Source organism: Staphylococcus lloydii, from assembly GCF_015775975.1.
Taxonomy (GTDB): Bacteria; Bacillota; Bacilli; order Staphylococcales; family Staphylococcaceae; genus Staphylococcus; species Staphylococcus lloydii.
On sequence record NZ_CP064056.1, the window covers coordinates 1,432,585 to 1,458,100 of the forward strand.

The 25,516-nt window shown below is 32.1% G+C and carries 27 protein-coding genes; 19 read left to right on the plus strand and 8 right to left on the minus strand.

The window, feature by feature from the left end:
- Positions 1-6 precede the first annotated feature (6 nt).
- The 12 genes from ISP08_RS07035 (at position 7) to ISP08_RS12935 (ending at position 12,100) form a co-directional block, all read left to right on the plus strand.
- Entirely contained in the window at positions 7-507 is a 501-nt protein-coding gene (locus ISP08_RS07035; RefSeq protein WP_048793197.1) for a PTS sugar transporter subunit IIA, read from the plus strand.
- Positions 507-728: a YozE family protein gene (locus ISP08_RS07040; protein ID WP_048793198.1), complete on the plus strand. Its 222-nt coding sequence runs from the start codon at positions 507-509 to the stop codon at positions 726-728. The genes ISP08_RS07035 and ISP08_RS07040 overlap by 1 nt, the downstream gene beginning before the upstream one ends.
- A 154-nt stretch (positions 729-882) precedes the next feature.
- Complete coding sequence (locus ISP08_RS07045) at positions 883-2,331, plus strand: S41 family peptidase (RefSeq protein WP_195718154.1); 1,449 nt, start codon at positions 883-885, stop codon at positions 2,329-2,331.
- A gap of 26 nt (positions 2,332-2,357) precedes the next feature.
- Positions 2,358-2,867, plus strand: coding sequence for a GNAT family N-acetyltransferase (locus tag ISP08_RS07050; protein ID WP_195718155.1), 510 nt, complete (start codon positions 2,358-2,360; stop codon positions 2,865-2,867).
- A 10-nt stretch (positions 2,868-2,877) separates the two neighbouring features.
- Positions 2,878-3,951, plus strand: a complete 1,074-nt coding sequence (locus ISP08_RS07055) for an undecaprenyldiphospho-muramoylpentapeptide beta-N-acetylglucosaminyltransferase (protein ID WP_195718156.1) — start codon at positions 2,878-2,880, stop codon at positions 3,949-3,951.
- Positions 3,952-3,976: 25 nt separating this feature from the next.
- Entirely contained in the window at positions 3,977-4,591 is a 615-nt protein-coding gene (locus ISP08_RS07060) for a phosphatase PAP2 family protein (protein ID WP_195718157.1), read from the plus strand.
- Positions 4,592-5,058: 467 nt separating this feature from the next.
- A complete protein-coding gene (locus ISP08_RS07065; protein ID WP_195718158.1) occupies positions 5,059-5,721 on the plus strand; it encodes a response regulator transcription factor in 663 nt (220 codons plus the stop codon).
- Positions 5,718-7,073: a HAMP domain-containing sensor histidine kinase gene (locus ISP08_RS07070; RefSeq protein ID WP_195718159.1), complete on the plus strand. Its 1,356-nt coding sequence runs from the start codon at positions 5,718-5,720 to the stop codon at positions 7,071-7,073. Before ISP08_RS07065 ends, ISP08_RS07070 begins: the two co-directional genes overlap by 4 nt.
- A 257-nt stretch (positions 7,074-7,330) precedes the next feature.
- Positions 7,331-10,132, plus strand: coding sequence for a 2-oxoglutarate dehydrogenase E1 component (locus ISP08_RS07075; protein WP_195718160.1), 2,802 nt, complete (start codon positions 7,331-7,333; stop codon positions 10,130-10,132).
- A gap of 13 nt (positions 10,133-10,145) precedes the next feature.
- Positions 10,146-11,429 (plus strand): dihydrolipoyllysine-residue succinyltransferase, encoded by a 1,284-nt coding sequence (sucB, locus tag ISP08_RS07080; RefSeq protein ID WP_195718161.1) that lies wholly within the window; start codon positions 10,146-10,148, stop codon positions 11,427-11,429.
- Between the two features lie 228 nt (positions 11,430-11,657).
- On the plus strand, positions 11,658-11,897 hold the full coding sequence (locus tag ISP08_RS07085) for a hypothetical protein (RefSeq protein WP_195718162.1): 240 nt from the start codon (positions 11,658-11,660) through the stop codon (positions 11,895-11,897).
- Between the two features lie 68 nt (positions 11,898-11,965).
- Complete coding sequence (locus ISP08_RS12935) at positions 11,966-12,100, plus strand: hypothetical protein (RefSeq protein WP_279610835.1); 135 nt, start codon at positions 11,966-11,968, stop codon at positions 12,098-12,100.
- 259 nt (positions 12,101-12,359) lie between these two features.
- Here the strand turns inward: ISP08_RS12935 and ISP08_RS07090 are convergent, their stop codons facing one another.
- Together ISP08_RS07090 and ISP08_RS07095 are read right to left on the minus strand one after the other, a co-directional pair.
- The gene (locus tag ISP08_RS07090) at positions 12,360-12,590 is read right to left on the minus strand and encodes a hypothetical protein (RefSeq protein ID WP_195718163.1); all 231 of its coding nucleotides are present in this window, start codon (positions 12,588-12,590) and stop codon (positions 12,360-12,362) included.
- Between the two features lie 210 nt (positions 12,591-12,800).
- Positions 12,801-13,001: a Mid2-like cell wall stress sensor domain protein gene (locus ISP08_RS07095; protein WP_048793209.1), complete on the minus strand. Its 201-nt coding sequence runs from the start codon at positions 12,999-13,001 to the stop codon at positions 12,801-12,803.
- Positions 13,002-13,206: 205 nt separating this feature from the next.
- On the opposite strand from ISP08_RS07095, the gene ISP08_RS07100 reads away from it, so the two are divergent.
- The 5 genes from ISP08_RS07100 to brnQ3 all read left to right on the plus strand — a co-directional run bounded on the left by ISP08_RS07100 (position 13,207) and on the right by brnQ3 (position 18,493).
- The gene (locus ISP08_RS07100) at positions 13,207-14,019 is read left to right on the plus strand and encodes a VOC family protein (protein WP_048793210.1); all 813 of its coding nucleotides are present in this window, start codon (positions 13,207-13,209) and stop codon (positions 14,017-14,019) included.
- 16 nt (positions 14,020-14,035) lie between these two features.
- A complete protein-coding gene (locus tag ISP08_RS07105; protein ID WP_195718164.1) occupies positions 14,036-14,239 on the plus strand; it encodes a DUF6501 family protein in 204 nt (67 codons plus the stop codon).
- A 109-nt stretch (positions 14,240-14,348) separates the two neighbouring features.
- A complete protein-coding gene (locus ISP08_RS07110; RefSeq protein WP_195718165.1) occupies positions 14,349-15,140 on the plus strand; it encodes an ATP-binding protein in 792 nt (263 codons plus the stop codon).
- 12 nt (positions 15,141-15,152) lie between these two features.
- Positions 15,153-17,039, plus strand: a complete 1,887-nt coding sequence (locus ISP08_RS07115; protein ID WP_195718166.1) for a vWA domain-containing protein — start codon at positions 15,153-15,155, stop codon at positions 17,037-17,039.
- A gap of 110 nt (positions 17,040-17,149) precedes the next feature.
- Positions 17,150-18,493, plus strand: a complete 1,344-nt coding sequence (gene brnQ3, locus ISP08_RS07120; protein WP_195718167.1) for a branched-chain amino acid-like transporter carrier protein BrnQ3 — start codon at positions 17,150-17,152, stop codon at positions 18,491-18,493.
- 212 nt (positions 18,494-18,705) lie between these two features.
- Here brnQ3 and ISP08_RS07125 read toward each other — a convergent pair whose 3' ends face one another.
- From ISP08_RS07125 to ISP08_RS07135, 3 genes are read right to left on the minus strand one after another with little or no spacing between them, the layout of a single operon-like run.
- Entirely contained in the window at positions 18,706-19,848 is a 1,143-nt protein-coding gene (locus ISP08_RS07125; RefSeq protein ID WP_195718168.1) for a toxic anion resistance protein, read from the minus strand.
- A gap of 36 nt (positions 19,849-19,884) precedes the next feature.
- Positions 19,885-20,505 (minus strand): 5-bromo-4-chloroindolyl phosphate hydrolysis family protein, encoded by a 621-nt coding sequence (locus ISP08_RS07130; RefSeq protein WP_195718169.1) that lies wholly within the window; start codon positions 20,503-20,505, stop codon positions 19,885-19,887.
- Positions 20,506-20,526: 21 nt separating this feature from the next.
- Positions 20,527-20,796 carry an acylphosphatase gene (locus ISP08_RS07135; protein ID WP_048793217.1) on the minus strand — a complete coding sequence of 90 codons (270 nt, stop codon included), beginning with the start codon at positions 20,794-20,796 and terminating at the stop codon, positions 20,527-20,529.
- 281 nt (positions 20,797-21,077) lie between these two features.
- Between ISP08_RS07135 and msaA the strand changes: the two genes are divergently transcribed.
- Positions 21,078-21,386 carry a regulatory protein MsaA gene (gene msaA, locus ISP08_RS07140; RefSeq protein ID WP_048793218.1) on the plus strand — a complete coding sequence of 103 codons (309 nt, stop codon included), beginning with the start codon at positions 21,078-21,080 and terminating at the stop codon, positions 21,384-21,386.
- Positions 21,387-21,568: 182 nt separating this feature from the next.
- Complete coding sequence (gene cspA, locus ISP08_RS07145; protein WP_001831260.1) at positions 21,569-21,769, plus strand: cold shock protein CspA; 201 nt, start codon at positions 21,569-21,571, stop codon at positions 21,767-21,769.
- Between the two features lie 129 nt (positions 21,770-21,898).
- Here cspA and lysA read toward each other — a convergent pair whose 3' ends face one another.
- From lysA to ISP08_RS07160, 3 genes are read right to left on the minus strand one after another with little or no spacing between them, the layout of a single operon-like run.
- Positions 21,899-23,164, minus strand: coding sequence for a diaminopimelate decarboxylase (gene lysA, locus ISP08_RS07150; protein WP_195718170.1), 1,266 nt, complete (start codon positions 23,162-23,164; stop codon positions 21,899-21,901).
- Positions 23,165-23,166: 2 nt separating this feature from the next.
- Positions 23,167-24,240, minus strand: coding sequence for an alanine racemase (locus ISP08_RS07155; RefSeq protein WP_195718171.1), 1,074 nt, complete (start codon positions 24,238-24,240; stop codon positions 23,167-23,169).
- 3 nt (positions 24,241-24,243) lie between these two features.
- Positions 24,244-25,392 (minus strand): M20 metallopeptidase family protein, encoded by a 1,149-nt coding sequence (locus tag ISP08_RS07160; protein WP_195718687.1) that lies wholly within the window; start codon positions 25,390-25,392, stop codon positions 24,244-24,246.
- Between the last annotated feature and the right edge of the window lie 124 nt (positions 25,393-25,516).

Below are 25,516 nucleotides of genomic sequence, written 5' to 3' on the forward strand. Positions count from 1 at the left end.
TTAACTATGTTTAAAAAATTATTTGGTAAAGGTCAAGAAGCGAAAAAAGAAATTGAAATTTATGCACCTATTACAGGTGAATACGTAAAAATTGACGATATTCCAGATCCTGTTTTTGCACAAAAAATGATGGGTGAAGGTTTCGGCGTCAAACCAAGTGAAGGTGAAGTTGTATCACCAATCGATGGTAAAATCGATAATGTATTCCCAACGAAACACGCAATCGGTTTAAAAGCTGAAAATGGCTTAGAGCTTTTAGTTCATATTGGTTTAGATACAGTTCAATTAGATGGAGAAGGTTTCGAGATTTTAGTCGAAAGTGGAGAAACTGTAAATGTTGGTGATCCAATTCTAAAATTCGATAAAGACTTTATCCAAAACAATGCTAAATCTACAACATCACCAATTATTATTACTAATTCAGATCAAACAGCATCCGTTACTTTTGCAGACGCTACGAACGTAGTAAAAGGCGAAACTAAAATTGTAGATGTGACAATGAAGTAATGAAAAATTATTCATTTTACCAATTTGCATTAACAGTACGAGGACGTAAAAATGATAAAGGTGAATTAGCAGAACAAATATTTGATGATTTGTCTTTTCCTAAACACGAAAAAGATTTCAATATGCTTTCTGAGTACATTGAAACTCACGGTGATTTTACTGTATCTATGTCTGTTTTTGATGATTTATATGAAGAATATTTAGAATGGTTACGCTTCTAAATAACGATATTATTTGAGATTTGCATTATATTTATATTATTATATTACAGTAGAATAATTGGGGCTGGGGTAAATCTATTTAGGTTCTATCCCAGCCACTTTTATTGTCATTAAATTTATGTTTAATATACATAAGCTATTAGGAAGTGATGAAATGTCAGAAAGTAATGAAGATCAACAAACAGCTAAAAAACAAAAGAAACAAGTTAATTTTAAATTAAGTTCATTTATATTGATGTTAGTGGGCATTGTCGTAATTACTGCAGTTATCGCTGTTTTTGCCACTATTGCTATAAGTCATTGGGCAAGTGGCCTAAATAGTGAGCAGCGTACTTCTGTTAAAAAAATAGAACAAGCTTATAAAACATTAGATAAAGAATATTATAAACCTACAAATTCAAAAAAACTTTCAGATGCTGCTATTAAAGGCATGGTAACCAAATTACATGATCCATATTCTGAATATATGACCAAAGAACAAACCAAATCATTCAATGAAGATGTGTCTGGTGACTTTGTAGGTATTGGCGCAGAAATGCAAAAGAAACATAATACAATACAAATTACGAGCCCGATGAAAGATTCACCTGCAGAAAAGGCTGGTATTAAACCTAAGGACGTCGTGACGAAAGTCGATGGCAAATCAGTGAAAGGTAAACCTTTAGAAGATGTGGTGAAAAAAGTACGTGGTAAAAAAGGTACGAACGTAACGCTAACCGTAGAACGTGACGGTCAATCACATGATATTAAAATTAAACGTGATACGATACATGTTAAAAGTGTAGAATATAAAAAACACGGAAAAGTTGGCGTGTTTACTATTAATAAATTCCAAAGTGGTACTTCTGCTGAACTTAAATCGCAAATCATTAAAGCACATAAACAAGGCGTCAAAAATATCGTGTTGGATTTAAGAAATAATCCTGGTGGTTTACTAAACGAAGCTGTTAAAATGGCAAATATCTTTATCGACAAAAATAAAACAGTCGTTTCTTTAGAAAAAGGTAAACATACAGAATCCATCAAAGCACCTAACGATGCACTAAAAGAGGCAAAAGATATGAACGTAGCTATATTAGTGAATAAAGGCTCAGCTAGTTCATCTGAAGTCTTTACCGGCGCGATGAAAGATTACCATAAAGCCAAAGTTTATGGTACTACTACCTTTGGTAAAGGTATTGTTCAAACGACAAAAGAATTTAAAGATGGTTCATTACTCAAATACACAGAATTAAAATGGTTAACGCCTCATAAACACTATATACATGGCAAAGGTATAAAACCTAATGTTGAAATTAAAGAACCTGCATACCAATCACTAACTGTAATTCCTAATAATACAACTTATCAACTTAATGATGATAATAAAAATGTAAAATCAATCAAAATAGGACTACAAGCATTAGGTTACAATGTAGATAATAAAACAACAAAATTTGATTCTGAGTTACAACAAGCTGTTAAATCATTCCAAGAAAAAAATAATTTATCTACGACAGGTAAGTTTGATAAAACAACCAATGATAAGTTCACACAGCAATTAGTTCAAAAAGCTAATAAAGATGAATCTGTGTTAGATAAAGTAATCAAACAATTGAAATAAACTATATAATGGTGAGGTGTAACAAAATGATTAGAACTGCAACAAAACATGACTTAGATAGTATTATGTTACTCGTAGAAGATGCGAAATCCGTGATGCAACAAGATAATAATAATCAGTGGGATGAACACTATCCTTTATCCGAACATTTCGTTGATGATATTGACAATGAATCATTGTTCGTCCTTGAATCAAATAGCAAAATATACGGCTTTATTGTGGTCGACCAAAATCAATCTGAATGGTATGATAAAATTGAATGGCCAATAAATAGAACCAATGCATATGTAATACACAGATTGGCGAGCTCACCTAAATATAAAGGTGGCGCAACTGAATTATTCGATTTTGCCGTTAATTTAGCTGAAGACCATGGTGTTCATATGTTAATCACTGATACGTTTGCATTAAACTATCGTGCTCAAAGTTTATTCACAAAATTTGGCTTTACTAAAGTTGGAGAAGCAGAAATGGACTATCATCCTTTCAATAAAGGTAAACCATTTTATGCATATTATAAAAAATTAGAAGAATAGAGGTTGTATTATGTCAAAAATTGCATTTACCGGCGGCGGTACTGTTGGACATGTTTCAGTCAATTTAAGTTTAATTCCAACTGCAATTGAACAAGGTCATGAAGCTTTTTATATCGGTTCGAAAAACGGTATCGAAAAGGAAATGATTGCATCACAATTACCTAATATTACTTATCATAGTATCTCTAGTGGTAAGTTAAGACGTTATATTTCTTTAGAGAATATTAAAGACGTTTTCAAAGTGTTAAAAGGTATTCTTGATGCTCGAAAAGTATTAAAAAAAGAGAAGCCAGATTTATTATTCTCAAAAGGCGGTTTCGTCTCAGTACCTGTTGTAATTGCTGCGCGTTCTCTTAAAATACCTACAATTATTCATGAATCAGATTTAACACCAGGACTAGCGAATAAAATCGCTTTAAAATTTGCTAAGAAAATATACACAACATTTGAGGATACGGTTAAATATTTACCTCAAGATAAGGCAGATTTTGTTGGTGCAACAGTGCGAGAAGATTTAAAAAGTGGAAATAAATCTAGAGGCTATCAATTAACTAACTTTTCGAATGACAAAAAAGTATTACTTGTTATGGGCGGTAGTTTAGGTAGTAGAAAGTTAAATGAAATTATTCGTGGCAATTTAGATGGTTTATTAAAAACTTACCAAATTATTCATTTAACTGGTAAAGGTTTACTTGATGAAAAATTACAAGATCGCGAAGGTTATAGTCAATTCGAATTCGTGAAAGACGATTTAACTGATTTGTTAGCTATCACAGATACTGTCATTAGTCGTGCAGGAGCAAATGCGATTTATGAATTTTTAAGTTTAAAAATACCAATGTTATTAATCCCACTTGGCTTAGATCAATCTCGTGGAGATCAAATCGACAATGCGAAAAACTTTGCTAAAAAAGGTTTTGGTAGCTACATTATGGAAGATGAGTTAACAGAAGATAAATTAGCTAAACAATTAATTGATATTGAAAATAATAGAGATACAATTATAGAACAAATGAATTCCTACAAGGAAAGTTACACAAGACACGACTTATTTGATAAAATCATCACAGATGCATTGCAATAACTCAGAGAGGAAAGGTGCATAAACAATGTCACGCTGGAAACGAATTTCATTACTGATTATTTTCACTTTAATATTTAGCGTGATTGCATTTTTCCATGAATCACGACTGGGTAAATGGATTGATAATGAAGTATATGAATTCATTTATTCATCCGAGAGTTTTATTACAACGACTATATTTTTAGGATTTACAAAAGTTGGCGAAGTTTGGGCTATGGTATGCTTGTCGTTATTATTAGTAGCATATTTAATGTTAAAACGTTACAACATTGAAACGCTATTTTTCGTTATCGCAATGAGCTTATCTAGCACTTTAAACCCACTTCTTAAAAATATTTTTGACAGAGAAAGACCAACGTTATTACGCCTAATTGATATTTCTGGTTTCAGTTTCCCAAGCGGACACGCTATGGGAGCAACTGCCTTTTTCGGTAGTGGAATTTATATTGCTAATCGCGTCATGAAAGATAAAGCAAAAGCATTTACAATTGGTTTATGCGCATTATTTATAATTATGATTTCAGCTTCACGTGTTTATCTAGGTGTTCATTATCCAACAGATGTAATAGCTGGTATCATTGGTGGCGCCTTTTGTATCGTATTAAGCACACTGATATTACGACATAAACTACAAATATAAATATATATCTTATTAACACGCAAGCAGGTCTTTAAAAATCTGTTTGCGTGTTTTTTTAGTAAAAACTATATACAATATAAAGAACCTATAAAAAACAAAAAACCGGTTTTACCGAAGTAAAACCGATTTGATATGTTACGTTGACTCGCAACGTTAGTCTTTTACGGGCATATAAAAGGGGATATTTCTGAAAATGATCATTCCATCAAAGAACGAAATGTGTGGGGGGAATGTCTTTTTGGAATTGATAATCATTTTCAATTACATTATACAACACTGAGAATCATTGTCAATTAAATTTCAGTAATTTTTTAAAACTTTTTATCAACCCACGATAAGTATGGTATCAAGCCACATTGAAAATAATAAGTTACTTCAAATTACGTACATAAATTGATAATATATGATAGATATAAACTATTATTAATTATCAATTTTCCTAATAACATAGATAAGGAGTTCGTTGTATGACAAAAATTTTAATCGTTGAAGATGAGCAAAATTTAGCACGATTTATAGAATTAGAGCTACAACACGAAAATTATGACGTTGACATCGAATATGATGGACAACAAGGTTTAGATAAAGCTTTAAGTAATACATATGATTTAATTTTATTAGACTTAATGCTACCTAATGTAAATGGATTAGAAATTTGTAGACAAATTAGACAAACTCAAAGCACACCTATTATTATTATTACTGCCAAGAGTGATACCTATGATAAAGTAGCTGGTTTGGATTATGGCGCTGATGATTATATTGTAAAACCTTTTGATATTGAAGAGTTACTTGCTCGCATACGTGCAATGTTAAGACGCCAACCGAAAAAGAATGAAATAAACATCAATGGGTTGGTTATTAATAAGGATGCATTTAAAGTTACAGTAAATGGTGAAACATTGGGCTTAACCAAAACTGAATATGACTTACTTTTATTATTAGGTAATAATATCAATCATGTGATGCAGCGTGAACAAATCTTAGATGGCGTTTGGGGATATGATAGTGAAGTTGAAACAAATGTCGTAGATGTCTATATTCGCTATTTGCGTAATAAATTAAAACCTTATGGTATGGATAACTATATTGAAACGGTAAGAGGAGTAGGTTACGTGATAAGAAGATGACTAAAAGAAGACTAAAAACACAATGGATGATAATAACGACGACGATCACATTTTCAACTATATTGATCTTTAGTATCATCATCATTTTTTATGTCAGTAATGCATTAAGACAAAATGAAATCGGTGAAGCTGAACGCAGTTCCAATGACATTAATAATTTATTTGAAACGAAACCAATAGACCATATTTCACCGTTAGATTTAAATGCATCTTTAGGAAATTATCAAAAAGTAATGCTATATGATAATAAAGCAAAATTAAAATTAGAAACATCTAATGATAATTCAATTAATTTTTCACCCAATTTAGATGCACATCATTTTCATCACCAAGAAATAAAAACAGACCATGGAATAAATTATTTGATTATTACTAATAAAATTGATGCGCAAGGATTTAGTGGATATAGTGTCATTGTTCATTCTTTAAAAAATTATAATGCGTTAGTAAATTCATTATATTTAGTTGCATTGACATTTGGTGTTATTGCAACGCTTGTAACTGCTATGATTAGCTATATTGTTTCTTCACAAATCACGAAACCACTCATAACAATGTCCAACATAATGAGACAAATACGACGTGATGGTTTCCAAGAAAAATTAGAACTACCGACGAACTATGAAGAAACGGATCATCTCATCGATACGTTTAATGCGATGATGGCACAATTAGAAGAATCATTTAATCAACAGCGTCAATTTGTAGAAGATGCATCACATGAACTACGTACGCCGCTACAAATTATTCAAGGTCACTTAAATTTAATTCAAAGATGGGGCAAAAAAGACCCTGCAATTTTAGAAGAGTCTTTAGATATCTCGCTTGAAGAAATGTCACGAATTACTAAATTAGTAGAAGAATTATTATTATTAACGAAAGAAAATAATTCTGTTAATGATAGAGAAATTGAAAATGTGGATATTAACAAAGAGATTCACTCAAGAATTAAATCAATGGAACACTTACACCCAGAATATACTTTTAAATTTGAACCTTTTGACAAACCATTAAATATTAAAATAAATCGTTACCAATTCGAACAAATATTAATAATTTTTATTGATAACGCCATTAAATATGATCAAAACAATAAATTTATCCAAATTCAAACTAATTTAAAAAATAAACAAATTTCTATAGAGATTACCGATCATGGTATGGGGATTCCTAAGGAAGATATCGAATTTATATTCGATAGATTTTACAGAGTTGATAAATCACGTGCACGTAACTTAGGCGGCAATGGATTAGGCTTATCAATCGCTCAAAAAATAATTGAATATTATAACGGTACAATACAAGTTGATAGCGAAGTAGGGCAATATACTACTTTCAAAATTACTTTTTAGTTTAGTCAATAGTTGTTACAATATAGATATAATATTGTGCACCAGTAATGAACTGAGCTTGTATGTCCTAAAAAGTTAAATAAACCATTATTTATTAATATTTAATGGTTTATTTTTTATGATAATTTTATAGGCGTTATAAAATAATATCTCAAACTATTTTTTTAGCTTTTACAGGCTTTTGGTGCTTTTATTTGAATAGATTTAATGCTATTATTGGTTTGTAAGCGTTTCAACTATTTTGTGGAGGGTGTAAAATGAGCAACGAAAGACAGGTTTCCGAGGCACCTGTAAATTTCGGGACAAATCTTGGTTATGTACTTGATTTGTACGACATCTATTTAGAAGATCCATCTGCAGTTCCTGAAGATTTGCAAGTCCTATTCAGTACTATTAAAAACGGTGAAGCAGACATCGTAACGAAAGCAAACGCCGATAGAGGCGATGCAAAAGGCGACAGCACGATTAAACGTGTTATGAGATTAATTGATAACATTCGTCAATACGGGCATTTATTGGCAGATATTTATCCTGTTAATCGTCCTGAAAGAAAACATGTACCAAAGCTAAGCATTGAAGATTTTAATTTAGACAGAGAAACATTAGAATCTATCTCGGCCGGTATTGTTTCAGAACATTTCAAAGATATTTATGACAATGCATATGAAGCAATTGATCGTATGGAAAGACGTTATAAAGGCCCAATAGCTTTTGAATACACGCACATTAATAATAATAAAGAACGTGTTTGGTTAAAGCGTCGTATAGAGACACCTTATAAAGCCACACTAAATGAAAACCAAAAAATTGAATTATTCAAAAATCTTGCACATGTTGAAGGTTTTGAAAAATATTTACACAAAAACTTTGTAGGTGCTAAACGTTTTTCTATCGAAGGCGTTGATACGCTAGTACCTATGTTACAACAAACTTTAAGATTAGCTAGCGATGAAGGAATTCAAAATATTCAAATTGGTATGGCACACCGTGGTAGATTAAACGTTCTAACACACGTGCTAGAAAAGCCATATGAAATGATGATTTCCGAATTTATGCACACTGATCCAATGAAGTATTTACCAGAAGATGGCAGCCTGCAACTTACTAATGGTTGGTCAGGAGACGTTAAATATCACTTAGGTGGTGTTAAAACAACTGACTCATATGGTATCGAGCAACGTATATCATTAGCAAACAACCCAAGTCACTTAGAAATTGTTGCACCGGTTGTCTTAGGTAAAACAAGAGCGAGTCAAGATGATACTGAACAAGCTGGTTCTGTAACGACAGATTTCCACAATGCGATGCCAATTCTTATTCATGGTGACGCTGCATATCCAGGTCAAGGTATTAACTTTGAAGCTATGAACCTTGGTGGTTTAGATGGCTATTCTACTGGTGGTAGTTTGCATATCATCACGAATAACCGTATCGGTTTCACGACTGAACCAGAAGATGGTCGTTCAACTACTTATTCTTCTGATATTGCTAAAGGTTATGATGTACCAATCATGCATGTTAATGCAGATAATGTAGAAGCAACTATCGAAGCTATTGAGATTGCAATGGCATTCAGAAAAGAATTCCATAAAGATGTTGTGATTGATTTAGTTGGTTATCGTCGTTATGGTCATAACGAAATGGATGAACCTTCAATTACCAATCCAATACAGTATCAAGAAATTCGCAAGCACGATTCAGTAGATGTATTGTACGGAAAACAACTAGTTGAAGAACAAATTTTATCTGAAGATAAAATGAATTCAATTATGGATGAAGCGCAAAAAACATTACGTTCGGCTCACGATAAAATTGATAAAAGCGATAAAATGGACAACCCTGAAATGCAACGTCCAGAAAGCTTGCAAGATCCATTAAAAGGTGACGACAAAGAATTTAGCTTTGACCATTTAAAAGAAATCAACGATGCGATGTTAAATTATCCATCAGGTTTCAATGTAATGAAAAAGTTAAATAAAGTCTTAGAAAAACGTAGAGAGCCATTCGAATCAGAAGAAGGCTTAGTAGATTGGGCGCAAGCAGAACAATTAGCTTTCGCTACAATAACACAAGATGGTAAACCAATACGATTAACTGGACAAGACAGTGAACGTGGTACATTCAGTCATCGTCATGCTGTATTACATGACCCTGAAACGGGTGACACATATACACCATTACACAATGTTCCAGATCAAAAAGCGACTTTTGAAGTGTATAATTCACCGCTATCAGAAGCAGCTGTCGTTGGATTTGAATATGGTTACAACGTACAAAACAAAGATTGTATGACGATTTGGGAAGCTCAGTATGGTGACTTTTCAAATATGGCACAAATGATTTTTGACAACTTCTTATTTAGTTCAAGAGCTAAATGGGGTGAAAGATCAGGATTAACGTTATTCTTACCTCATTCATTTGAAGGTCAAGGTCCTGAACACTCTTCAGCAAGATTAGAAAGATTTTTACAACTTGCTGGTGAAAACAATATGACTGTTGTTAACTTATCTAGTTCTAGTAACTATTTCCATTTGTTACGATTACAAGCAGCTAACTTAGGTACACAATCTATGAGACCACTTGTAGTAATGTCACCTAAAAGCTTATTACGTAACAAAACTGTAGCTGACCCAATTTCAAAATTCACTTCTGGAAAATTCGAACCAATCTTACCAGAAGAACATGATAAATCAGCTGTTAAAAAAGTTATTTTAGCATCTGGAAAAATGTTTATTGATTTGAAAGAATATTTAGCTGAAAATCCAAACGAATCCATTTTAATCGTAGCAGTAGAAAGACTATATCCTTTCCCTGCTTCAGAAATTGAAGCGTTATTAAACGATTTACCAAATCTAGAAAATGTCGCTTGGGTACAAGAAGAGCCGAAAAACCAAGGCTCATGGTCATTTGTTTATCCTTACTTGAAAGAGTTAACAATTGATAAATATGATTTAAGCTACCATGGTCGAATTCAACGTTCAGCACCAGCTGAAGGTGATGGAGAAATCCATAAACTCGTACAAAATATGATATTAGAACAAAGCACAAATAATAACTAGGGGGAAGTTAGGCATGCCAGAAGTAAAAGTTCCAGAATTAGCAGAATCAATCACAGAAGGTACCATTGCAGAATGGTTAAAACAAGTAGGAGATAGCGTAGATAAAGGTGAAGCTATCTTAGAATTAGAAACTGATAAAGTTAACGTAGAAGTTGTTTCAGAAGATGCGGGCGTACTTCAAGAAACACTTGCTAACGAAGGTGATACTGTAGAAGTAGGACAAGCAGTTGCTGTTGTAGGTGAAGGAGAACCTTCAAATAGCGGCAGTAGCGAATCACAAGGTTCTTCAGATAAAGAAGCAAGTTCATCTTCAGATAACAAAGCTGATGATTCTAAAGACCAACAAGCTGCAAGTTCAGAAACATCAGAAAGCAGCAGTAGCGACAATAGTCAACGCGTGAATGCAACACCATCTGCTAGAAAATATGCGCGTGAAAAAGGCATTGATTTAAACGATGTTGCTTCTAATTCAGGTGATGTTGTAAGAAAAGAACATGTCGACCAAAGTCAAAACAAACAAGCTTCATCAAGCAACACTGCTGATTCAAGTAAGAAAGAAGAAGCAAAAGCACCAGCAAATCAAAACCCTTCAAAACCAGTTAAAAGAGAAAAAATGTCACGTCGTAAGAAAACAGCTTCTAAGAAATTATTAGAAGTATCAAACAACACTGCAATGTTGACTACATTCAATGAAATCGACATGACCAATGTGATGAACTTACGTAAGCGTAAAAAAGATCAATTTATTAAAGATCATGACGGTACAAAACTTGGATTCATGTCATTCTTCACAAAAGCAGCAGTCGCAGCACTGAAAAAATATCCTGAAGTTAATGCTGAAATCGATGGCGATGACATGATTACGAAGGAATTCTATGATATCGGTGTAGCAGTTTCAACTGATGACGGATTACTAGTTCCATTCGTTAGAGATTGTGACAAGAAAAACTTTGCTGAAATCGAAGCAGAAATTGCTAACTTAGCAGTTAAAGCACGCGACAAAAAATTAGGATTAGATGATATGGTTAACGGTTCGTTCACGATTACTAATGGTGGTATCTTTGGTTCAATGATGTCAACACCAATTATTAACGGTAGTCAAGCAGCAATCCTAGGCATGCACTCTATCATCACACGTCCAATTGCAATTGATGCAGACACAATCGAAAATCGTCCAATGATGTACATTGCATTAAGCTATGACCACAGAATTATCGACGGTAAAGAAGCAGTTGGATTCTTAAAAACAATTAAAGACTTAATTGAAAACCCAGAAGATTTATTATTAGAATCTTAATTCACAAACAAAATAGTTTATAAATTGACAATACAACGGCGTTTAACGTCGTTGTATTTTTTTGAAGTTACATTCAGTTTATTAAAAGCCTCAAATCACCATCGGATTATTCAAAAATTTTAAATTCACACATAAAACACACATGTTTTTAAAGGTACATTTTCGTAGACTATTCAATTAAATTTATTTTGTGTTCGTTTGATATTGATAAAGCTAATAGAAGGGTTCATGAGTCGAATGATTTATAAAGATGTTATAATAATTGTAGAAAGTAACAATATTTTTAAGAGTAAACAGCAACACATGAATGACAAAATTAATAAACTTGAAATTTGTGGCGAAAATGTTTGGAAGCCTAAGTTATCCAAACAAGAAAAGGATGTCCTTTATATATATAGACAAAACGAAGTAAAAGTAATTAATGCAATTTTAAATTGTAATTCCAAACAAATTGCTGAGGTGATATAAATGACTATTTCAATTAAGGAACAAAAAAGATTACTAGAGGAAGCAAGAAAAATCATAAACATTTAAGTTTGCCTGAACGTTGGTATGAAGAAAATGAATTGAACAAAGAATTAGGTGTTTATAGTACAAAACCAAAAAGATTACCTAAGTCTCGAAAAGTGAGTAAAGAAGAACTTGATAAATTATTAGAAAAAAGTAAATAACATTATTTCTTTAATATAAAAGCAAAAATGCATTTGAGTATTCTTTATTTACCGTAACAGAAAATTTCCAACTAAATTAAAATTTGATATTAATAATCTAAAACAGTAATAGCACAAAACAAGATTACGTCGAAACGTATTCAAATATTAGAAAATAGCAGAAAATGTAAGACCAGCAAGAAAAAGGGGAATAAAGAGCAAAAACTTAGGATTAATATTAAAAAGACAGTGAGTCATTGTACTCACTGTCTTTGTTAAATTATCCAATAAAAATTAAAATAATCCCTGCAATTAATAAAATAATAGAAAGTGATTTTTTACTTTTTTGAACTAAATCACTTAAAAGTACTAAGGCGATACCAACAACTAATAATTGGTTATTAAAAGTCGTTATCCCCATAAAATCACCGATCATCATAATCACACCGTATACTAATACGCCGACTAGTAATACAGTACATACAATTGATAAAATCTTTGCGAACTTCATACTAAAACTCCTTCATAATTATAAAAGACAAAAACCAATATTTATAAACAATATTATAACTTAATTACTATCATTTCTTCTAATTATTAGATTAACCTTTGGAGATTCAATAATTGTTAGATATACCTCAATATATAATATGTTAAAAAAGGAGAACTGAAATTAATTCAGTTCTCCTATCTTTTAACTTAATCGATATAACAAAATTTATTATGAATTCGCAAATACAATAATTTCTATAATTGCTATAACTAAAAATACTACGAAAATAATGCCATAAACCTTTTTGTTAGAAGCTTTATTAGCATCATTGGTACGTTTTTGCGACTTGTTTGGAGAAGCAGTTAATAACACAATTAAAGAGTAAACGGCTATTAATACCGTTATACCGAAAAGAATCCAAAAGCCCATGCTAAAACCTCCCTAGACTTATAAAATATTCAATTATAAATACTTATACTTTATTTATAACTATATTTTAATACAATTATTCTATATAGCCAATTTGTTTATTTATATTTTTAAAAGAACTAAAATCAAAAAGACTTGACCGTATAAATCAGCGCTAAAATGCGTTATAATAAATTGAAAACAATTGTATAGAGGTGTCTTATTAATGAATGGTCTAAGAAGTGTTACTACAGGTACGAATGATTTACAGAAAACCAAAACATTATTTAGCGATATACTCGGACTTAGCGTAGAAGAAAAAAATGGCGCGTTAAGATTTGGTGATGCTGAACTCAATTCAGGAACTCGCTTACATTTTGTGGAAATTCCTAATTATCAATGTACAAATAATCATATTGATAGTATTGGTTTACGTATACCTACTGATGAAGGTATTGCAGAATATCAATCAATATTAAATAATGCAAACATCGACTATAGTGCGACGACAGATTTAAATGGACACCAATATTTTCAATTTAAAGACCACAATGGTCAACCATTTGAAATTTATTCAAATGAACATAACACAGGTACGCCACTTGGCATGCCGACTTTTGACAGTGTTGTTAATCCTTTACATCAAATTCAAGGTTTAGGCCCTGTGATTGTAAAAGTAAATGAACTTGTTTTAACTCAATCTATTTTAACAAAGGTATTCAGTTTAGAGCATTTTGCTGAGTATTTACCTTACGATGATGCGCCACAAAAGATTCAAGTTTTTAAAATTGGTGATGGTGGATTAGGTGGGGAACTGCACTTATATTCAGCAGAAGATGAAGTGAAAATGCCTGAACACGGTATAGTAGAACAAGTAGAGTTTGCAACTGAGTCTCCAGAAATATACCAAAATGCAGTGCAACAATTAGAAATTATTGGTATACCCTATCAAACACTAGATCAAGGTGAATCAAAATCTTTAAGAATATCAGAAAATAGCGGGATTACGTTTATCTTAACGCTAGAATCTATTAAATAACGAAAGGAACTTTTTTATGTTACACGAAACTTGGAAAGACAATACACCATTAAAGACTGTAGAAGTTGTTCATACGGATGCACAAAAATTTACAGTTTCAAATATGTTAACTATCGGCAAACAATACGATGTAATCAATGAAACAGAAGAATATTATCAAATCGTTGATAATTCAGGTCTTGTCGGTGGTTATTACAAAGAATATTTTAAAGAAGTATAATCTTAACACTATCAATTTATAAATTTATACAGACTAGGGCAGCATATTCATAGTATTTGCCCCAGTCTATTTTTAATTTACAAAGCTATTCAAGAAAGGAAGTCACAACATGACGAATATGCAATATATCAATGCAGACGAAAGTGTATATAACGATGCGTTATCATTACTGAAATTAAATAAAAATCTATTATTAAAAGGTCCAACTGGTTCAGGTAAAACTAAATTAGCCGAAACATTAAGCGAAACGTTGCAACAGCCCATGTACCAAGTGAATTGTTCTGTCGATTTAGACGCTGAAAGTCTACTCGGTTTCAAAACGATTAAGACAAACGAAGATGGTCAACAAGAAATTGTCTTTATTGATGGACCTGTTATTAAAGCTATGAAAGAAGGACATATTTTATATATTGATGAAATCAATATGGCTAAACCTGAAACTTTGCCCGTATTAAACGGTGTGCTTGATTATCGACGTAAATTAACCAATCCCTTTACCGGTGAAGTCATAAATGCGGCTCCTGGTTTTAATGTCATAGCGGCTATTAATGAAGGTTATATTGGTACATTACCAATGAACGAAGCATTAAAAAATCGCTTTGTCGTTATTCAAGTTGATTATATTGACGGTAATATTTTAGGTGATGTAATTAGACAACAAAGTCAGTTGCAAGATGAAAAATTGATTACTCAAATAATAAAATTCAATGAAGATTTACGTACGATGACGAAGCAAGGTCAAATTTCTGAAGAGGCTGCTAGTATCAGAGCGTTAATTGATTTAAGTGATTTAGCTACTGTTATGCCTATCGACAGAGCTATTAAACGTACAATTATAGATAAACTAGAAGATGAACGCGAACAACAAGCGATAATCAATGCCGTAGAATTAAATTTTTAGTGAGGGATAAATATGAGCGAGCGTTTTATTAAATTTAATGATGAACAATTAGACGCAAAACAAGTCATGATGTTGCAAGACTTGGCACGTTTGCTACTTAAAAGCGAACAAACTCAAGTTAAAATACAAAAGTTCCCTTACTATGATCCACAAAATGACACACTCATTACGAGTTCATTTTGGTCACATCGACCTAAACAAATTGAGACTACAGGTTTAAAAACTGACGTGATTTTAGCGGCGTACGGTTATCAGCTTATGGATATTGGTGTCGTAAATGACGTCATTCGTGATACTAATTTTACCCACACTAAATTTTATCAGCAATTATTTAAATTGTTAGAAGATAAACGTGTGATAAATGAAATAGTGAAGCAACGACCAACTACAGCAACGGCTTTGTCACTTAGAAGTGAAATTCGTACAAATTATATTAAATCTCAGATTAATGTCTATAAAACAAAAACGACGTATACCGATTTATTATTTTTAAATCTTGCTTATTCTCTACTTACAGAAAATTTTTATGATGTACCTCAAATACATCCGTCTATCGATGATATTTTATTAAATATGTATCAATATTTACCAAATGTCTTTAACTGTGAAAGTTCCGAAGATAATCAATTTTTAGCACAACGTATTATGTTCCAAATCGATGACATTTTAAAAGAAGATATGTTAAATGAATATTATCATTTACCTAAACAAGTATACTCGGCAATGGAAACTATGACATTTGATGAGTTGACGAGAACTGACGCGAGTAATGTAGATGGAAATAGTAATGAGAGCGATGAAGAACCTGAAAGTGAAGAAATTGAAACGAAAGCAGCCGACAGCCAATCTTCAGGTGGAGCATACTTAGAGATGGAACTTCACGAAGGTGAAAACAGTGACACAGCGAGTGACAACGACACCGATCGTGAAGGTGATGCTAGTGATGATATGACAGATATGCAAACAAAAAAAGGTAAAGGTTCAGATAATACTATTGATAATACAGATGGAAATTCGTTAGGGGCTAAAAGTCCATTCGCCTTAACTGGTATTAATGAAAATGTTGAGATTGATTGGCGTATCCCAGATATTAAACCTGAATACGTAAAAACTTATCATGATGTAGAACAATCAGTGAGTATTGAAACAAAAGATTTAATTCAAATTATCAAAAAAGCTATTGATCGTGAATATACTGATGAACGTAACAATCTGACTAAAGGGCGTTTACAAAAGAATTTATTAAATTGGTTTATCGATGATCAATATAAATTATTTTATAAGAAGCAAGATTTAAGTCAGACCTTTGATGCGACTTTCACGTTGCTAGTCGATGCGTCTGCGAGTATGCAAGATAAAATGGAAGAAACGAAAAAGGGCGTCGTACTATTCCATGAAACCTTAAAATCGTTAAATGTGAAACATGAAATATTAGCATTTAATGAAGATGCTTTTGAAGCTGATGATAGAAACCAACCGAATATCATCGATGAAATCATCCATTACGATAAATCGACTTATGTTAATGATGGTCCTAGAATAATGGCATTAGAACCTCAAGACGACAATAGGGACGGCGTAGCAATTAGAATTGGTAGTGAGCGATTACTGCAACGTTCACACAAGCAGAAATTTTTAATTGTCTTTTCTGATGGTGAACCTTCAGCATACAATTATAGCCAAGACGGTATTCTTGATACTTATGAAGCTGTTGAAACAGCGAGAAAAATGGGTATTGAAGTATTTAATGTCTTTTTAAGCCAAGATCCAATCACAGAAGATATAGAACAAACAATTCATAATATTTATGGGCAATATTCTATTTTTGTTGAAGGAGTAGAACACTTACCTAGTCATCTTTCACCTTTACTTAAAAAACTATTATTAAAATCATTTTAAGTATAGCTATTTATAATTTAAAATATTCTGAAAATTATATAGACTAAACGTCTCATACCATGGTAGAATAATGAATATTATATTTTTGGTAAATTGAAGGAGTATTAATTATGAACAAAAATACATGGATTATAGGTTTCACGTTATTTGCAATGTTTTTTGGAGCGGGCAACCTTATTTTCCCACCAAACTTAGGTTTGGATAGCGGTCAATACTTTTGGCCATCAATCTTAGCATTTTCATTAACTGGTATTGGTTTACCACTATTAGGAGTAATCATTGGAGCCGTAGATAAAGAAGGTTATATCGGTTCTTTAAATAAAATATCACCTAAATTTTCTATTATATTCTTAATTGTCATTTATTTAACAATTGGACCTTTATTTGCAATACCACGTACTGCATCAACGTCTTTTGAAATGACAATTACACCAATTGCACATACAAGTAGCAATCTAGCATTATTTATTTTCACAGCAATATATTTTATCGTCGTTTTATATTTATGTATTAATCCTAATAAAATGGTTGATCGTGTCGGTTCTTTATTAACGCCAATACTATTATTAACTATTTTAGCGATGATTATAAAAGGCTTTGTAGATTTCGGTGGCAATGGTCCAACTAAAGCTGCGGAAGCTTACACTTCAAACCTTGCAGGTTTCTCACAAGGCTTTACAAACGGTTATTTAACAATGGATGCTATCGCTGCGATTGCATTCTCAATGATTGTCGTAAATGCGGTAAAAGCAACTGGCGTTAAACACGCTAATGTCATTTTAAAACAAACAGTTATGGCTGGTGTTATCGCCGCTGCAGCATTACTATTTATTTACATATCACTTGGTTTCATAGGTAACCATATGGATGTATCTCAAGCTAAATTAGATAGTTTAGCTGCTAAAGACCAAAACGTTGGTACATACTTATTAACAACAATTGCGGGTGTAGGTTACGGTGTATTTGGTAAATATTTATTAGGTATTATTGTTGCACTTGCTTGTTTAACTACAGCATGCGGATTGATTGTATCAGTATCTGAATACTTCAATCGAATTTTTCCAAAAATTCCATACAAAGCTTATGTAATTATTTTTACAATTATAAGTTTTATTTTAGCAAACCAAGGATTAAATTCAGTAATTAAGATGTCAGTTCCAGTATTGAGCGTAGTTTATCCAATCGCCATTACTTCTGTACTTTTAATCTTACTTGCTAGATTATTCCCAACAAAACCTATTGCTCAACGTATTCCAGTTGCAGTAGTAACCATTGTAGCGATATTAAGTATAGTAGACAGCCAAGGTTGGATTAAAATAGGATTTATCCATGCACTGCCTCTAAAACAATATTCATTAGAATGGTTCCCAGTAGCCGTCGTATTTACAATTATCGGTTATATTGTTGCCGCATTTGTTAAAAATGAAAAACCAATCGTTTACGAAAAAGAATAGCGATATATAATTTTTATATAACAAACTAAGGGAGTTAATCTATTTTATAGATTAGCTCTCTTTTATTATCGAAATAAATTTATATGCAGCGATATCTAATATTTCCTTAAATAGCCTTAAACGCAAGGGGATAGGTAGTAGACTAATTAACTACCACAAATAAAAGCCATTCGATCATTTTATTATCGAATGGCTTTTATATTATCTAAAAATTATTGTTGCTTATTATCCTTTAAATCTAACAACTGTTGTTTTAATTCACCTTCAAGTTCTGATAGTTCACCTTCAGCTTGTTGACGTTTTTGACGTCCTTGCTTTTGAATTTGTAGCGTTTGTTCGATTGTTTCTATAATGTCGTTTTGCGTTGTTTTCAATGTTTCAATATCCACGACACCACGCTCATTTTCAGTGGCTGTGTCTACAGCGTTTTGTTTAAGCAATGAGGAGTTCTTAAGCAATAAATCATTCGTAGTATCAGTCACAGCTTTTTGGGCCGATACAGCGTTTCTCTGACGCATGAGCGTTAAAGCGATAGACATTTGATTTTTCCATAAAGGTACACTCGTTAAAATTGAACTTTGTATTTTTTCCGCCAATGCTTGGTTTACATTTTGAATCATACGAATTTGTGGGGCAGTTTGAAGCGCAATTTGTCGAGATAATTGTAAATCATATATACGCTTATCAAGTCGTTCTACAAATTGGCTCATATCAGCTGCTTCCTGGACATCCATCTGATTCGAAGATTGCTTTGCTTTTTCTTGTAATTGAGGTAAATCTTGTTGCTCAATTGTATGTTTTTTCTGTTTTGCAGCTTCGATATATAACGTTAAATCATCAAAGTAGTCTTTATTTTGATTATATAATTCGTCCAACATATCAATATCTTTTTTAAGGTTACCCTTATGCTTATCTAACTCTATTGAAATGCGATCGATTTGTGAGCCTACAGATTGCATTTTTGAAAAGACTTCGTTTATAGACGCTTTCGTTCTTTTAAAAATTCTTTTTAATTTTGATTGATTTTCAGGGTTCAATTCATCAGGATTAACAGATTTTAATTTAGACATTAAACTATCTAAAGTATCGCCCACAGGTCCCACATCTGAAGTTCGCACATCGTTTAATATACGATGTGAAAACTGTGACATGTTTGATTGTGCTTCTGTACCAAAATTCAATAATGCGTCATTATCCATTGGCGTAATCGATTGGCTTAACTTTTGAATTTTCTGTTGTTCTACTTGTGAGAATTGTTGTTGCTTACTAGTGAGGGCTTCATATTCATTAGTTGTTTGCTCATCGATATATGAGTCAAACGGATGAGCATTAATATAATCTTGTTCTCTAGACATAATTGTTCGCTCCGTTTCTAAATATTTCAATCATTATTATTTGCGTCTCTTTTGTTCCATTTTATTTAATTCCATCTCTATATCTAACTTTTGATAGTCATCTTCATTAATTCTTTTCAAATCTGCTATCAATGTACGATTAACTTCATCCAACGTGATACGTGTTTGTTCGAGTTTTTGCTTTTCTTCTTGTGATTTTTTAGGCGATTTAGAGAGTCTTGTATAAGATTCTATTAAGTTTAATGCATTATCTATATGAGAATAAAAGAAACTTTCAACCAAGAAAAATTTTGCTGGTTGTTGTTTCACAGCAAAATAAATTGCTCTTGAGATGCGATATATATCATTGACTTGTCGGAAATCTTTAATAGATCTTACGTTAATAAAAACCTTTAATATACGTCTAATTTTATCCTGTGCATGATTTAATTGATTATTTACGAAGTGATAATCTCTGCGAGACAACCCAATTTCATGTAAGTACTTTCTAGATGATAGGCGTTGTGTAGGGAAATAAATCCCAAAGAAAGTAGCAATTGAAATTAACAAGTCAAAAATAAATTGTATATCTAGAGCAAAGATACAAACAAACCATACAATAACAGCAATCGGAAAAGCGATAACAGTCCCCAAGACACGAGAAATATTGTATCTCAAAATTCATCTTCCTTTTTTATTTTATATTGTTTTAAATTGCTTTAAATCTTGATCTATATCTAAGTCTTCAATGTTATAGTCATCAACTTGGGAAGAAGGGGAGGCGCCTTTAATTACAGCTTCAGTAAATGCAGCAATATCCTCCTCATCACCTTGAGCATAAATGTCGACGAAATTTTCGACATTTTGAACTGTACCGGTAATATTATATTTTAGTGCTAATCGTTCTGTATAAAAACGAAAACCAACACCTTGTACGATTCCAAATACTTTAATGTGTTTACGTTGCATATAAAATCACCTCTTAATGTCATTATACGCAATTTAAGCGCACAAAACTAATATTTAACATATGCGATTTTATCTTTATCGGCCAAAAGTATGAGACGTAAAACTTGATTTTACACATGATAAAGTTAGAATATTAAAAACGGGAAAAATTTCTAGAAGTATACATATTTACTTTTGGTAATTAAATTATTTAGATAATAAAGCCATTATATATACAAGCTAAGTAAAAGCTTGCTGGCAATAAATGTAATAGCGTCATCGTAACGGGAGGGATGCATGACATGTGGTCAATAACTAAAATTAGAGCTGATTACGAAGGTTGGTGGCTTTTTAGTGATTGGACTGATAATATAATAGAACGTGATGATTTTGAAACTTACGATGAAATGATAAATAACTATCAACATAAAATTCGTAAATGCAAAGAAGATTATGACAATTATTTAATAGGTAAATTCAATATACATGCATTTTATAATAATTGCGAATTAGGTTTTTGTGAAGATTGTGATGAAAACTTGCAAATATTCTATAGTTTTATTGTATTAAATAATAATAATGTTTATTATGATCTTCCAATAATTGATTGAATCGATTTTTTCAATAATGTATTGCATTTTAAATTAAATTCACGTATACTAGCAATTAAGCAATAGTTTTATTCCATATTGCAAAGAATATTGTCTGTACAGCAACAACTGTGAAACCGTATTTTTTGTAATATGCGAATAACGCATATTGAAAGAATTTTAGTCTTGGAGGTTTCACAATTATGAAACAAGGTACAGTTAAATGGTTTAACGCTGAAAAAGGATTTGGTTTTATCGAAGTTGAAGGAGAAAACGACGTATTCGTACACTTCTCAGCTATTAACCAAGAAGGTTACAAATCATTAGAAGAAGGTCAATCAGTAGAATTTGAAGTAGTTGAAGGCGACCGCGGTCCTCAAGCTGCAAACGTTGTAAAACTATAATCATAGATTTAGTTTATTGACTAATTAAAGAACCTTGTTGATAAGGTTCTTTTTTTTTACTTATTTTTTACATAAAAAGAGTTATAAAAAACCGTTACTTTTTAATATAAAAAAGTAACGGTTTTTTTATTATTTAGTGTCATTAATAATTAATTGTCTTAACGATTGTCTTTTTATAACTTCTCTAGCTTTACCATCTTTCAAGAAAAATACAGATGGCTTTTGCATTTGGTTATAATTTGAAGCCATAGAATAATGATAAGCACCCGTAGATAAAATAGCCAAGTAATCTCCTCTTTGAACAGAAGAAGGTAATTTAGCATCCTTAATAATTATATCCCCAGATTCGCACAATTTACCTGCAAGGGTAACTGTTTCATCTGCCTCTTCATTTCTATTGACTAGCAATGCTTCATAACTAGCATCATACAATGCAGTTCTGATATGATCACTCATACCACCATCTACAGAAACGTATTTATTTACGTTAGGTATATCCTTGATAGTACCCACTTCGTATAATGTAATACCAGCTTCACCTACGATAGAACGTCCTGGCTCTATGCCAATTTCAGGAATAGGGTAGTTAACTTCATTAGCAATTGATTTAATAGCTGTCGTAATTTCTGCAATACCGTCTTCAATAGGAAAACTTACATCTCCCTCAACGTATTTAATACTAAAGCCGCCACCTAAGTTTATGAGGTCAACTTTAATTTTTTGTTCACTTAGCCAGTTAATAACCATTTTAGCAGTTTCAATCATCGCTTCGGTACCTTCAATTTGAGATCCGACGTGGAAGTGAACACCTTTTAAATTTAATTTATCTGCATTATTTACAGCTTCTACACCTTTAATTGCTAAGCCGTGTTTAATAGATAAACCAAATTTACTATCTTCTTGTCCAGTTTGGATAAACTCATGTGTATGAGCTTCTACACCAGGATTTAAACGTAATACGACGTTGACTGTTTCAGAAGCATATTTATTAATAATATCGATTTCATCTAAAGAATCAATAACGATATAACCTACTTTATTTTCTAGTGCATACTGAATTTCTCGTTTAGTCTTATTATTGCCATGAAAATGAATATGACTAGGGTCAAAGCCAGCTTCAAGTGCTGTATATAATTCACCTTCAGAAACTACATCTAATTCTAAGTTTTCTTCCTCAACAAGCTTCACCATTTGAATACAAGTGAATGCTTTTGAAGCATATGAAATATTATATTTTAAACCACTTTGCTTAAAAGCTTCATGATAGCGTTGCATCTGTGTTCTAATTTGTGTTTCATCGTAAACAATAGTAGGCGTGCCAAAACTTTGTGCAACAGTTTTAAGACTCGTGCCTCCCATCGATAATTCGCCGTATGCGTTATATTCTACTGTCATAATTATCTATACTCCTTTATTAATGAATCATGGTTCATTGCGCTTAATTGTTCTGAGTTTGCCCCCACACCTTTAAACGTAAATTCATCGACACGTATATCATTATTATATAGTATTACTTCGTCTTGTGCATTTATCGTATCGTCAACTTCTACAAACATATGACTCATCATTAAAGCTCTAATTGGATATCGCTTACCATTTATGATTGCCTCATGCTGAGCACGTGCTTTTAATATCCCGTCGCCATAACCAATATCGACTACTGCAAGCTTAGTGTTATCTTTTACTGCTTCAAAAGCAAAACTATAACCACAATATTGTCCTTGTTGAACTTCTCTAATTTGAATGACGTTACCTTTTACGGTTAAAGATTGAACAATTTCTTGTTCGGCTACCGTACTATACGGTCTAGAACCATATAACGCAATTCCTATTCTTGCATGCGTATGTTGAGGTAGTATACCGTCCTCACGGTAGTAACTTGCACTATTTTGAGCGTGTATCATATTAAATGAATAACCTGCAGCAAGTACAATATCTACAACCTGTAGCCATGCAGCCTTTTCTTGTTCATAATCAGGCACCCCAAATTCATCAGCATAACCGAAGTGAGTCCACAAACCATTAATAATCATTTTCTCTGAATGCGTATTATTGTGATGATGTTCCAATACTTCAATGATTTCATTAATATTTTTTAAGCCAGAACGATGTAGTAAATTCTCATATTCTAAATGAATTTTAATACCAGCTAAATCTTCATAATGCTCGTAATAATACGCTAGAGAAGGTAAGGTCATTTCAATATTGTACGTTCTTAACTCTTCAAATTCATATACTGCATTCATTAAAAATATAGTTGCATTTGGCGCGATTTTTCTCACTCTAATTGCTTCTTTTAAAGAGGTTGTGCTAAAAGTATTAATACCTGCTTTTAAAAATTGCTCCACTGCAAATTCTAATCCATAATGATAGGCGTTATTTTTAACAACTGCCATTATGTTATTTTGTTGTTTAACAGTTTGGACATTGTTTAAAAAAGTTTGTTTATCTACCGACCAAATTGCTGTCATCTCTTACACCTCATCATAATTAAATAGTATTTGTTGATAATAATCAGCGACTTTAATTAGCATATATTCATTAAAATTTAAATGTGCAGTATGTAAGCCTGTTACATAACCTTTAGCTTCATCTTTAGTTCCAACAAACACAAAATAACTAGGTGCTAATTGACTATAGAAACTAAAATCTTCACCGAACAAATAAGGCGTTGTTTTATCTATAACTTTTAATTCAGCATTTTTCAATGCATGTTCTACGTTATTTCTTAATTTAGGGCTATTATACGTAGGTGGATAGCCTTCAGCAAAGTCTACTTCACATTCAACATTAAATAGGGTTTTAACACTATCAGCTATTTTAAGCATTTGTTCTTTGACAATGGCCAAGTCATTTTCATCGTAAGTACGTATTGTACCTTCTAAATAGCCATTACTAGGGACAGTGTTAATAGCTTCACCAGCTTCGAATCGACCCATATGTACGATATTTCTTTTCAATCCGTTTAAATGGTATTGTTGAATATTACCGACCTGAGATAAAACATGTTGTAGTGCCTCACCACAAGAATGACCTTGCTCTTTATCGGCTACATGACTTGATAAACCGTTTAAATAAAAACGATATTCTGTAGCACTTGCTGTAATTTCCTCGTCTCGAATTGCAACTGAACCTTCCTCAACAAATGGCATTACATGAATACCAAATACAGCTTCGATAGGGTAGTTTTCAAATGCATTAGCTTTGATTAATCTATTGGCACCGCCACCAGTTTCTTCAGCTGGTTGAAAAATAAATACTACATTTTGAGGCAATTGTCCTTGATCTGACCATTCCTTACAACGACGAACAAATAACATTAACGCAGTTGTATGACCATCATGTCCACATGCGTGCATAACGTTATCATTCAAACTTCTATAATCAACATCGTTTTCTTCAAAAATAGGAAGGGCGTCTATGTCAGCACGGAAAGCAATTGTTTTATCACCTTTACCAGGTAGGTAGGCAATTAATCCTGTTTCTAAAGGGCGTTCATACGTTACGCCTAGTTCATCTAAAAAAGAGGCAATGTATTTTGTCGTTTCAAATTCATGTAAACTTAACTCGGGATGTTGATGTAGATAACGTCTATGTTTAGTTACAAATTCTTGTTCATTCATCATTATCATTTCCTTTATAAATAAGTTAGTTTCAATTTTTAAATCATTATATGTATGAAAATTTTATAATAAAAAGAGGAGGAAGAAACAGTCATTTTATAAGATACATTAATAATGTACCTTA

Coding starts and splice junctions, on each gene's coding strand:
- brnQ3 (WP_195718167.1), top strand. CDS start 17,150: ATGAACAAAAATACATGGATTATAGGTTTCACGTTATTTGCAATGTTT.
- ISP08_RS07100 (WP_048793210.1), top strand. CDS start 13,207: ATGAATGGTCTAAGAAGTGTTACTACAGGTACGAATGATTTACAGAAA.
- ISP08_RS07105 (WP_195718164.1), top strand. CDS start 14,036: ATGTTACACGAAACTTGGAAAGACAATACACCATTAAAGACTGTAGAA.
- ISP08_RS07070 (WP_195718159.1), top strand. CDS start 5,718: ATGACTAAAAGAAGACTAAAAACACAATGGATGATAATAACGACGACG.
- ISP08_RS07090 (WP_195718163.1), bottom strand. CDS start 12,590: ATGAAGTTCGCAAAGATTTTATCAATTGTATGTACTGTATTACTAGTC.
- ISP08_RS07155 (WP_195718171.1), bottom strand. CDS start 24,240: ATGACAGCAATTTGGTCGGTAGATAAACAAACTTTTTTAAACAATGTC.
- ISP08_RS07060 (WP_195718157.1), top strand. CDS start 3,977: ATGTCACGCTGGAAACGAATTTCATTACTGATTATTTTCACTTTAATA.
- sucB (WP_195718161.1), top strand. CDS start 10,146: ATGCCAGAAGTAAAAGTTCCAGAATTAGCAGAATCAATCACAGAAGGT.
- cspA (WP_001831260.1), top strand. CDS start 21,569: ATGAAACAAGGTACAGTTAAATGGTTTAACGCTGAAAAAGGATTTGGT.
- ISP08_RS07045 (WP_195718154.1), top strand. CDS start 883: ATGTCAGAAAGTAATGAAGATCAACAAACAGCTAAAAAACAAAAGAAA.
- ISP08_RS07115 (WP_195718166.1), top strand. CDS start 15,153: ATGAGCGAGCGTTTTATTAAATTTAATGATGAACAATTAGACGCAAAA.
- ISP08_RS07160 (WP_195718687.1), bottom strand. CDS start 25,392: ATGAATGAACAAGAATTTGTAACTAAACATAGACGTTATCTACATCAA.
- ISP08_RS07075 (WP_195718160.1), top strand. CDS start 7,331: ATGAGCAACGAAAGACAGGTTTCCGAGGCACCTGTAAATTTCGGGACA.
- ISP08_RS07125 (WP_195718168.1), bottom strand. CDS start 19,848: ATGTCTAGAGAACAAGATTATATTAATGCTCATCCGTTTGACTCATAT.
- ISP08_RS07085 (WP_195718162.1), top strand. CDS start 11,658: ATGAGTCGAATGATTTATAAAGATGTTATAATAATTGTAGAAAGTAAC.
- ISP08_RS07110 (WP_195718165.1), top strand. CDS start 14,349: ATGACGAATATGCAATATATCAATGCAGACGAAAGTGTATATAACGAT.
- msaA (WP_048793218.1), top strand. CDS start 21,078: ATGTGGTCAATAACTAAAATTAGAGCTGATTACGAAGGTTGGTGGCTT.
- ISP08_RS07055 (WP_195718156.1), top strand. CDS start 2,878: ATGTCAAAAATTGCATTTACCGGCGGCGGTACTGTTGGACATGTTTCA.
- ISP08_RS07065 (WP_195718158.1), top strand. CDS start 5,059: ATGACAAAAATTTTAATCGTTGAAGATGAGCAAAATTTAGCACGATTT.
- ISP08_RS07135 (WP_048793217.1), bottom strand. CDS start 20,796: ATGCAACGTAAACACATTAAAGTATTTGGAATCGTACAAGGTGTTGGT.
- ISP08_RS07095 (WP_048793209.1), bottom strand. CDS start 13,001: ATGGGCTTTTGGATTCTTTTCGGTATAACGGTATTAATAGCCGTTTAC.
- lysA (WP_195718170.1), bottom strand. CDS start 23,164: ATGACAGTAGAATATAACGCATACGGCGAATTATCGATGGGAGGCACG.
- ISP08_RS07050 (WP_195718155.1), top strand. CDS start 2,358: ATGATTAGAACTGCAACAAAACATGACTTAGATAGTATTATGTTACTC.
- ISP08_RS07035 (WP_048793197.1), top strand. CDS start 7: ATGTTTAAAAAATTATTTGGTAAAGGTCAAGAAGCGAAAAAAGAAATT.
- ISP08_RS07040 (WP_048793198.1), top strand. CDS start 507: ATGAAAAATTATTCATTTTACCAATTTGCATTAACAGTACGAGGACGT.